The following is a 10,093-nucleotide window of genomic DNA, read 5'->3' as shown; positions in this document are numbered from 1 at the left end:
CTTGGCTCGTCGCGGCGCTGCCGACCGGACGGGCGCGGGACGACGTGTTGCTTGCGCAACGACCACCGACGAGAGGGGTCGCGCGTCGGCGAGACCGACACCCGGCCGCATGTCGCCCCTTTTTTACAAGTCAAAATCGTGTAAAATGACGCCATGGGCAAGCGTCATCTCGTCGACGCCGAGCCGCCGGCCGCGCTCGGCGACAGCCGCGCCGGCGTGCTCGACGTGCTGCGCGCGTTCGGGCCGCTGGGCGTGCGGGAGGCGGCGGAACGGACCGGACTGCATCCCAACACCGTCCGCTTCCACCTCGACGGGCTGGTCGAGTCCGGCCTGGCCGAACGCACCACCGAGGAGCGCGACCAGCCCGGACGGCCCCGCACCCTGTACCGCGCCTCCGACTCCGATCAGGGCGTGCGCAGCTACCGGCTGCTCGCGCAGATCCTCACCAGCCTGGTCTCCGGGACCATGCCGGAACCGACGAAGGCGGCGACCGAGGCGGGCCGGGCCTGGGGGCGCTACCTGGCCGACCGGCCCGCGCCCTTCGAGCGGGTCGACGCGCAACAGGCCCTGGACAAGCTGGCCGGTCTGCTCACCGACATCGGTTTCGGAACGCAGATCGAGACGGAGGCCGGCACCGCGCTGGTCCGGCTGGTGCACTGCCCGTTCCGGGAGATCGCCGAGGAGCACCAGGACGTCATCTGCCCGCTGCATCTCGGCCTCATGCAGGGGGCCCTCGCCGAGATGAACGCCCCCGTGACCGCCGAGCGGCTGGACCCGTTCGTCAACCCCAAGCTGTGCCTGGCTCATCTGCGCAGCCACGAGACGGGCGAATAGGGCCCCGCGTTCCGGCCGACCGGGCGCCCCGGCATCCCGGGGCGAAGCACCTCGTCCCGCCCGGAAACGGCCCTCTTACTGCGCGCTGCAGTGCACATGACCTCGGGCAGCACGCCGACCCCTGCGAACCCGGGCCGCAGCCCCCGCGGGGGGAGCGCTGCGGGTGACGCGATGCCGCCCCGTCCGGACAGGATGACCAGCGTCTCCGCCAGCGCCAGGACGCACAGCGGCACGAACGACTCCAGGGCCGCCGCCGTGTACGCGGCGTCGTAGGGGCCGAGCAGGCGCCCGCCCCTGCCGAGCACCTGCATCCAGGCGACCAGCACGACCAGCAGCAGGCACAGCGGGGCCACGCGAAGACGTTCCGGCCGACCTGGACGGGCGGCCTGTGCCGGAAGGGCTGGACGTCGGCCGAAATGCCGACGGTGCCGGACCGGCTGACCACCCCCGCTGATGCATGCCCGGCGCGGCGCGCCGCTGGATGCGGTGCACCTGGGACCGGGCCTGGCGCGTTGCGGAAGCCCGGGCCGCCGACGCATGCCCGGGGCGCCGCCCACCGGGCACCGCCCCGGGCGGCGGTCATGGCCGTCCGATGCGCACTCGCCAGACCTGCGGGCCCGCCTCGAGGTAGTCCCAGGTGTAGCGGCCGGGGTACTCGGCGGCGAACTGGTAGGACAGCGGCTTGGGGTCGTGGTCGTTGACCAGCACGAAGGCCCCGCCGGGCGGGAGGGCCTGGAAGGTGGCGAAGATCTGCTCGTGGCGCTGGGCCGGGGCCAGGGCGCGCACGTCGAGTTCACCGTCGATCAGCTCGGCGGTGGCCCCGGGGGTGCCGGGGTCGTCGTGTCCGCCGCAGCCGCAGCTGCAAGTGCAGCCCCCTCCGCCGGCCTCGGCGGAGTCCCCGAGGATCTCGTGCATTCCCGCCAGCAGCCCGGCGAGGTCGACACCGGCCTCCACCAGGGCGGGCAGCAGCAGTTCGTTCTCCTTCTCCAGGTGCGCCTGGAACATCGCGTTCAGCGCGACCGCGGCACCGGCGGTCTCCCCCGCCGTCCGCGCCCGATCCAGGTCTTCGACCAGGCCGCGCAGCAGTTCGTGCTCGCGGACCATTCCCCGCACCAGCAGGCGGGCCTCCGGTATGTCCCGCGCCGCCCGGTACAGCGTCTCCTCCTCGGCGGCCGCGTGCGGCAGGACCTCCACGCGGCTGAACTCCACCATCCGCGTCCGCGGCCCGCTCAGCTCGGCCAGCTGGTCGGCGCCGCGCCGGACGGTGAGGGCGTGGTCGGCCATCGTCCGGCCGAGTCGGCCGTGATGGTCCCGGATGGCCTGGACGGTCGCCCGCTGCGACTCGGCGGCCTGCGCGGTCATGGGGACTCCTCTCCGGACGCCACGGGACACCCCCGGACACCCTCGAGCCGGTTTACATGGTGAGATTGATATTTACTAATATACCTATGAAAAACTCAAGCGACGGCGTCGAGATGACCGAGGAGCCGTGATGACCGGCGGCCGGCCCGCCACAGCGGCGCGCACCAGATCCCGTTCCCCGGCCGTGCGGCGGCTTCCGCTGCCGGCCCTCGCCGCGCTGTCGCTGGTCGCCGGGCTGTGGGGCGGCCTGGTGCTGCTCGGTCTGCAGGTGCCGGCGCCCCGCCCGGACGTCGCGCGGCACCACGGGACGCTGATGACCCTCGGCTTCCTCGGCACGCTGATCAGCCTCGAACGCGCCGTCGCGCTGGGACGGCCGTGGGGCTATGCCGCCCCCGCCCTCGCCGGCCTGGGCGGGATCGCCACCGCGGCCGGGCTCGCCTGGATCGGCCGTCCGCTGCTGACGGCGGCGGCCGGCTGGCTCGTCGGGGTCTACGTCGCCCTGTCCGGCCGACGGCGGGGTCGCCGCCCCGGTCGCGAGCTCCTCCTCCAGACGTCCGGCGCGGTCGCCTGGTACGTCGCGGGCACCCTGTGGATCCGAGACGCCCCGACCGGCGACCTGGTGCCCTGGCTGACGGCGTTCCTCGTGCTGACGATCGCCGGGGAACGGCTGGAGCTCGCGCACGTGGCGTTCCTGCGGCGCCGGGCCGGGGACGGCCTGATCGCGGCCTGCGCGCTGATCGGCGCCGGCGCCGCCGTGTCCGTCGCGGCACCGGAGGCGGGCTGGCGCCTGGCCGGCCTGGGCATGCTCGCGCTGGCCGCCTGGCTGGCCGTGTACGACATCGCCCGCCGGACCGTCCGCGGCACCGGCCTGCCGCGTTACGCCGCCGCGTGCCTGCTGACCGGATACGCCTGGCTCGCGGTGGCCGGGACGCTGTGGACCGTCGCCGGTCGCCCCGAGGACCAAGGGATGTACGACGCGGCCCTGCACGCGGTGTTCCTCGGGTTCGTCATATCCATGGTGTTCGGGCACGCTCCGGTGATCCTGCCCGCCGTCCTGCGCATCCGGCTCCCCTACCACCCGCTGCTGTACGGGCCGCTCGCCCTGCTGCACGCCGCGGTGCTGATCCGCGTCGCGGGCGACCTCGCCGACGCGGGACCCGTGCGCGCGGCGGGCGGCGTGCTCGGCGAGGTGGCGCTGATGGGTTTCGCCTGCTGCGCCGTTGCCGCCTCGCGCCTGTCCCGTTCCTCCCCAGCCGACCCCAGGACGGGGCCTGGGTGACATCGGTCGACGTGAAGGTCGAGCGCCACCGAAGCCGCCGCGCAGTCCGCGTGCCGGCCGGCACGCCGTCTCCAACGCGATGGTGCCGACCTGGCTCGCGGTGACCGTGAAGTTCGCGCGGGACCGTCTTCCCGGCGCCGACCAGGTGCCGGTGCGCATTCTCCTGCTGGGCGCGGTCACCAACGCCATCGTCACCTGGACCGAGCACTTCAGCACCGCGCTGCTGCGGCGGCCGTCGCCCGGGCGGTGTGGCAGGTGTTCCGGCCTCGCCGTGCTGGAAGTGGCCGTGCTGCACGGTTCCAGTGGCGGCGGCGCCGTACTGGGGACCGCAGGGGCCGTCCTGATCTGCGGCGACATCATCGTCCACGTCGGCACGCTGATCGCACGGTCGCGGCGATCGCCCGGCGGCCGGTCCGCCCACGTGGCCGCCCGTCCGGCGCGCTCAGACGCCCGAGGACAGCGGCAGCTCGCCTGTCACTCCCTCGTGCCGGTCGTGACCGGCCTCGTCGTCACCGGTCCATCGTCGACGGCGACGCGTCCAGAGGGCCTCGGCTCACAGGTCGCCCGGTGCGCGGGGCGCGTCCGCCTCGTCGCCGAGGCTGAGGAGCAGAGTGCGCAGGGCCGCGGCGAGGGCGTCCTGCTGGTCCCGGTCGAGCGCGGCGAGGATGCGTCGCTCGTTGTCGATGTGGGCGGCGACGGCGCGGTCGATGAGCTCGCGGCCGGCGGGTGTGAGCGCGACGACGACGGTGCGGCGGTCGGCGGGATCGACGTCGCGCGTGATGTAGCCCTTGGCGACGAGCCGGTCGAGCCGGTTGGTGACGGCGCCGGAGGTCACCATGGAGGAGCGGGCCAGCATGCCCGCGGTCATGCCGTCGGGGAGACCGGCGCGCCGGAGGGTGGCCAGGACGTCGAACTCGCCCTTCTCCAACCCGAACTCGTTGAACAGCGCCTTGAGCTCGCGCTCGATGAGCCGGGTCGCCCGAGAGAGACGGCCGAGCACTCGCATGGGGGACGCGTCGAGGTCAGGGCGGGCGCGGGCCCACTGCTCCACGATGAGGTCAACGGCGTCACGCTCCACGGCCACTCCTCAGCGTTGCACTGTCCGCCATCACGCTCACCGCCCCACCGGCGTCGGCGCTGAACGTTCAGCGTTGGAAGGTTATTCGCGGGCCGCCGCCTCCTGCCTGCCGCGCCGACGTTCCCCTTGAAGACCTTGTCCCCGACAGCCACAGAGAACGTGGCGGTCCAGCGGGCGCCCGGCGGGCAGGGCGGGAGGCGGCCGCGCCCAGCACGATCACGGCGAGCCGCACCAAATCGACCCCGGCGTCCAGCAGGCGCCGCAGCTGGACCGGTTCGGGCTCCATGACGCACAGGTCGGCGCGACGAACCACTCACTGTCGCGGGCCGCCGCGGTCAGGTTGGGGCACAGCCCGTAGCCGGTGAACAGCACCGGCTTCGCTAGGCGCGTGACGCAGAGGTCACGTTGGATGCAGCGTGGCAGCAGTGGTCGGGCGGTGTTCCGCTCTTCACGCCGAATCAGTGATCAACGAGAGCGATGTCGACGCCTCGGGCGACCAAGTCCCGGCCAGGACGCGCGTTGGTCACACGGGGTCGAGCCGGGCGCGCAGGAGGCAGAACTCGTTGCCCTCGGGGTCGGCCAGGACGTGCCAGCTTTCGTTGCCGGTCTGTCCGATGTCGACGGGCTTGGCACCGAGAGCGAGCAGCCGTTCCAGCTCGGCGTCCTGGTCGCGGTCGGTGGCGTTGACGTCGAAATGCATGCGGAGCTTCGCCGGCCGGGGGTCGGTGGTCGGGCTGAGGACGATGGTGGGCTGCGGTCCTCCGAAACCGGTGTCGGGCGGACCGATCTCGATGCTGCCGTCCTCCTCGCGACCGAGCTCGACGTAGCCGAGGACCTCGCTCCAGAACGCGGCCAGCCGCTCGGGGTCAACCGCGTCGATGACCAGTTCACTGATCCGGCATGCCATGGCCGCCACTATACGGACCCGACGGTTTCGGCCGCGGACGCCCAACAACTCGTTACGCACGCTTCATAACCGTGCTCGGACGCCGCGCGGCCGTCGCCCGGGCGTCGCACATCCATGCGAGCCTGCGGCGGCCCGCGCCGCACAACGGCGCGTTCCTTGTGAAGTACAGACCGGGAGCAGCAGGACGGGGCCCACGACAGCTAGTCAAGGCCGAACACCGCGGAGACGCGGCGCGTGAGTTCCTCCTCGGTCTCACCGAAATCCACACTGAGCCCGTGAAGGCCCAGTTCCCGGAGCTGCTCGGTCAGCCGGTCGGTGAACAAGGCGTCGCGCTGGAGAAGGTTGCGCAACGCACGCTGCGGGTCACTGGTCTTGGCGAGGAACGCCCATGCCGGGCCGCCGCGACGGTCGAACACTTCCCGGCGGAACCGGGGGGTCGGCAGCAGCCACACGGCATGACGCGCATCGGCGAGCAGCGGCCGGACGAGACCTGGCAGGAGTCGAAACCCTTCGGCGACCACCGGCCGATCTGAAGGGAGGGCGAGAAGGTCCTGGACGATCAAGTGGAATCCCTCGCCGTGGAACCAGTGGAAGGTGTCGAGCATCTCGCGCGGACTTCTCGACACCCACCGTTCGTCCAGGTCCATGGCGGCGAACTCGGCCAGGTAGGGGGCTGTGTCCGCGGGCATGCGGCGGGTGTGGTCGGGCATGGCCGCGTCGGTGTCGTACAGGCGCATTCCATACCGGTCGGCGATACGCCGGGCGATCGTGGATTTCCCGGCCCCGCTGCCGCCGCCGATCCAGTAGACGTGGCGCAGCCGCTCCCGCCGAAGGTCGGGAGAAGGCGTTTCGTGCAGCGCAGGGTGCATTACCGGCTCCTGTCGAGTGCCTACCGGCTTGCGCGACGGCGTTATCGGCAAGCGATGCGACTCCGTCCACAACTACATCGCAGCGCTGCTCAGCACGACAGCCGGTCGGTTCCGGCCGCACCGCAAGCGCCGCACCGGACCGTCCGCGCCTCGGCTCAGCGGCAGATGTTCTGGTAGGGCAGCTCGACCACGTGGTGCCGCCACTCGGCCTTCGTAAGAGGACCGGCGATGCCGCACAGATGCGCTACGGCCTCCTTGGGGTCGAGGACGTGTTCGCGGAGGGTGAGGTCCCGGCCGACGCTGAGGAGCCGGCGGCCGTCGGGAGTGAAGGCCAGCTCGTCCACGGCGTCGCCGTGGCCGGTCAGCGGTCGGCTGATCTCCCTGCGTGTGGACAGGTCCCACAGGCGGATGTTGCCGGGCCGTCGGGGAAACGCCCGTTCTCCGATGGCCAGGTACCGGCCGTCCGGGGAGAAGGCGGCGGCGCCGATCTTCAGGCCCTGCCCGAGCGGGGGCAAGGGGGCGCCCAGACGGCGCTGAGTCCGGACGTCCCACAGGGAGATCTCGCCATAGACGCTCTCGGTCACCGCCGTGCGGCCGTCGGGGCTCAGGGCCTTGATGGTCTTGGTCTCGGGATGGGGCTCGGCGAGCGGACGCCCCGACGGGAACGCATAGGCGCCGATGCCGCCGCCCACCACCACGGCCGAGCCGTCGGGCGTGAACTCCACGCCCGGTATCCCGCGGCCCGGCGGCGTGCCGGTGACCTTGCGGATCGGCTTGCCGGACACGTCGGCGTAGTACAGGGACATCGCCTCGCCGTGGACGAGGACCAGGGCGAGGCCCGTACCGTCGGGCGATATCGCCATGCTGATCAGGCCGCCGGGTCCGATCGGGTCGAACCGCACCGTGCTGATCTTCCGACGTCGCCTGGTGTCCCAGACGTCCACGGCCCGTATGGGCTTGACGTCGGTGACCGGTATGGCGAGGAGCCCGCCGTTCGGGGTCATCGCCATCGGAACCTCGTCGCCGGAGGACCTGCCGGGCGCGTACCTGATCGTCCAGTGCGCGGCGTTCCGGCGGCGGACGTCCCACACGCGGATCTCGCCGCCGTCCCGAACGGCCAGGGTGCCGCCGTCGTCGCTGATCGTGACGGGGTCCTGGTCCGAGGTCGCGAAGGTCGAGAGGCCGTCGGGACCTCCCGTGTCCAGGATCAGCCGCGGCCGGGTGTAGAAGCCGACGTCGAGGGACGTCACCGCGCCCAGGGAGTCGACGCACCGCAGCGTCCTGTCGTCCGGGCCGAACCGTACGTCCGTGCAGTCCCCCGCCTTCCGGTCGGTCCGCATGACCGGCGGGCCGGTCCTCCTCGGCTGGTCCAGCCGGTACAGGGCGAGTCCGGTGGCGATGTACCGGCCGTCGTCGCTGAAGGCGAGCTGGTCGGAGGAGACCCTGTCGAACGAGGCCCGCTCCAGCCCGGTGGCGACGTCCAGGACTTTGATGAGGTCCCCCACCTCGACCGCGAGGAGCGAGCCGTCCGGGCTGAACGTCGTGAACCGCGGCCGCTCCTTCTCCGACCCCGTGGGCAGCCACGGGGCGGACAGTTTCCGGCGGGTCGCGACGTCCCACATCTCCACCCGACCGCCGATGGCCACGACGGCCCGCCGGTCGCCCGCGGCGACGTCGAACCCCGAGGCCACGCCGTCCCAGCGCAGGATCCGGACTCCCTTGTAGGGGTCCCACAGTTCGGTGCCGTCGCCCGTGCCGGCCAAAAGCAGCCCTCCGCTGCGGCTGAACCGGATCAGGTTCAGCTTCTCCCCGAACTCGGGGCCGATCGGCCGCCCGCCGTCCACGCTCCAGAGCCGCACCTTGCCGTTGACGCCCAGGACGGCGAGGGTCTTGTTGTCGCGGCTGAGCGCCACATCGACGTACCCCTCCCCCACGCCGGAGATCACCCGGGTGCGCCGCCGGGTCTTCATGTCCCAGAACCGGACGCTCCCCTTGTCCGCCGTGAGGACGGTGCGGCCGTCCTCGCTGAGCCTGACGCGGGTGTCGCCGCGACTGACGTCCGGCGGGGTGAACAGGTCGTCCTCCCACTGGTGAACCGCGCTCAGCACGGCTCGGCGGGTCTCCTGGTTGTCGGCCAGGGCCGCCGCCGCGGCGGCCAGACGGCGCCCCGTGCGGGGATCCGTGCCGCGCAGGTGCTCGGAGGTGAGGGCGAGCCGGCGGGCGATGGCCTCGTCACGCTGGCGGATGACGGTCTGCCGCTGCTCGGCGACGGCGCCGAGGGCGCCCAGCGAGACCATGAGCAGCACCGCCAGGGCGGCGCTGACGAGGGCGCGGCGCCTGGTCCGCCGCCTGCCGAGGCCGGTGCCGGCGTCCAGGAAGGCGCGTTCGACGTCGTTCAACGTCAGATATCGCCGGCCGGTCGCCGCCCACTGCAGGGCGCGCTGCAACGGCGTGCCCTGGTAGAGGTCGCTGTTCTTGCGGCCGTGCGCGTCCCACAGCAGCGCGGCGTCGGCGAGGTCGTGGTGCACGGCCAGGCCGTCGCGTTCGCTGTCGATCCAGGCGCGCAGCCGCGGCCAGGCCCGCAGCAGCGCGACGTTCGCGATCGCCACGGTGTCGCCGTCGCGGACCAGCAGCCCGGCCGAGGCGAACCGTTCGACCACCTGCCGGGCCGCCGGGATGCCGGAGAACTCGGCGACCCCGGCCCGGCGCAGCGTGTCGTCCGCGCCGTCGCCCGGCAGCACCATCCGCAGCAGCACGTGCGGGACGGCCTCCTGCCCGGCTCGGTCCAGCCGCTCGAACACGGCTTCGGCGGCGTCGGCGAGCGAAGGGGCGGGCGACCACGACCGCGGCCGCACCGCCGCGGCGGCCCGGCCTCCCTCGGCGAGCAGCCGCCCGGTCTCGTCGGACCCGCCGACCAGGGCCAGCAGCACGTCGCGCGCGGCGGGCCGGGCGCCGGGGTCCTTGGCGAGCGCGGCGGCCGCCACCGACCGCAACCGGTCCGGAAGAACGCTCAGGTCGGGCGCCCCGTGCACGATCTCGTGCATCAGCTGCGGCAGGTCGCTCCCCTTGAACGGAGGCTCGCCGAGCGCCGCGAACAGCACCACCGCGCCCCACGCCCACACGTCCGAGGCGGTGCTCGCCCGCCCGCCCTGGAACAGCTCGGGGGCCATGTACCGCGGTGTGCCCTTGAGCCCGCCGACCGCGCTGCGCGTGCCCTCGGCCGTGCGGGCGATGCCGAAGTCGATGACCCGCGGTCCGTCCGGGCCGAGGAGGATGTTGGCGGGTTTCAGGTCGCGGTGCACCACCCCCGCCCCGTGGATGGCGGTCAGCGCCGTGGCGACTCCGATCGCGAGCCGGTGCAGCTCGTCGCCTCCGAACGGGCCGTTCGCCGCCACGGCGGCCTGCAGGTCCGGCCCGGACACGAACTCGCTCACCACGTACGCGGGCGTGGCGTCCAGGTCGGCGGCGAGGACCCGCGCGGTGCAGAACGAGGCCACCCGCCGCGCCGCGGCGACCTCCTTGGCGAGCATGTCCCGCTTCCCCTCGCCGACCAGCTCGCCGTGCAGCGCCTTGATCGCCACCCGGGTCCCGTCGGCCGCGTAGGCCTCGTAGACCACTCCCTGCCCTCCGGATCCCAGTCGGCCCGCCAGCCAGTACTCGCCGATCTGCCGAGGATCACCAGAGATCAGGGGCTCAGCCATGATCACCCTCCTTTCGCCTATAGAGACGGCGATCTCGTCGAGTCGGTTGGTCCCGTCCGATGT

Annotated in this window: 8 protein-coding genes; 2 read left to right on the top strand and 6 right to left on the bottom strand. The window is 72.8% G+C overall.

Annotated elements, in window-relative coordinates; translation table 11 throughout:
• Window positions 1-153: 153 nt before the first annotated feature.
• Window positions 154-834: a helix-turn-helix transcriptional regulator gene (locus tag AR3_RS13890; RefSeq protein WP_067914136.1), complete on the top strand. Its 681-nt coding sequence runs from the start codon at window positions 154-156 to the stop codon at window positions 832-834.
• Here the strand turns inward: AR3_RS13890 and AR3_RS13885 are convergent.
• Both AR3_RS13885 and AR3_RS13880 read right to left on the bottom strand, forming a co-directional pair.
• Window positions 804-1,187 carry a hypothetical protein gene (locus AR3_RS13885; RefSeq protein WP_067914134.1) on the bottom strand — a complete coding sequence of 128 codons (384 nt, stop codon included), beginning with the start codon at window positions 1,185-1,187 and terminating at the stop codon, window positions 804-806. The two genes, AR3_RS13890 and AR3_RS13885, sit on opposite strands and share 31 nt — an antisense overlap.
• Before the next feature lie 226 nt (window positions 1,188-1,413).
• Entirely contained in the window at window positions 1,414-2,196 is a 783-nt protein-coding gene (locus AR3_RS13880) for a DUF2249 domain-containing protein (RefSeq protein WP_067914131.1), read from the bottom strand.
• A 130-nt stretch (window positions 2,197-2,326) separates the two neighbouring features.
• Here AR3_RS13880 and AR3_RS13875 point away from each other — a divergent pair, with 130 nt between their 5' ends.
• Window positions 2,327-3,475, top strand: a complete 1,149-nt coding sequence (locus AR3_RS13875; RefSeq protein WP_067914128.1) for a DUF8744 domain-containing protein — start codon at window positions 2,327-2,329, stop codon at window positions 3,473-3,475.
• A 553-nt stretch (window positions 3,476-4,028) separates the two neighbouring features.
• Here AR3_RS13875 and AR3_RS13870 read toward each other — a convergent pair.
• From AR3_RS13870 to AR3_RS31725, 4 genes are all read right to left on the bottom strand, one after another.
• The gene (locus tag AR3_RS13870; RefSeq protein ID WP_227023091.1) at window positions 4,029-4,553 is read right to left on the bottom strand and encodes a MarR family winged helix-turn-helix transcriptional regulator; all 525 of its coding nucleotides are present in this window, start codon (window positions 4,551-4,553) and stop codon (window positions 4,029-4,031) included.
• 523 nt (window positions 4,554-5,076) lie between these two features.
• Window positions 5,077-5,460 carry a VOC family protein gene (locus tag AR3_RS13865; RefSeq protein WP_067914116.1) on the bottom strand — a complete coding sequence of 128 codons (384 nt, stop codon included), beginning with the start codon at window positions 5,458-5,460 and terminating at the stop codon, window positions 5,077-5,079.
• 200 nt (window positions 5,461-5,660) lie between these two features.
• Window positions 5,661-6,329 carry a shikimate kinase gene (locus AR3_RS13860; RefSeq protein ID WP_067914114.1) on the bottom strand — a complete coding sequence of 223 codons (669 nt, stop codon included), beginning with the start codon at window positions 6,327-6,329 and terminating at the stop codon, window positions 5,661-5,663.
• 155 nt (window positions 6,330-6,484) lie between these two features.
• Window positions 6,485-10,030 (bottom strand): serine/threonine-protein kinase, encoded by a 3,546-nt coding sequence (locus AR3_RS31725; RefSeq protein WP_083951479.1) that lies wholly within the window; start codon window positions 10,028-10,030, stop codon window positions 6,485-6,487.
• Window positions 10,031-10,093 lie beyond the last annotated feature (63 nt).

Origin of the sequence: Actinomadura rubrobrunea NBRC 15275 (assembly GCF_001552235.1) — a bacterium.
Taxonomy (GTDB): domain Bacteria; phylum Actinomycetota; class Actinomycetes; order Streptosporangiales; family Streptosporangiaceae; genus Spirillospora; species Spirillospora viridilutea.
Note: the sequence above shows the minus strand (reverse complement) of the source record. Positions and strands in the feature narration are given on the sequence as shown.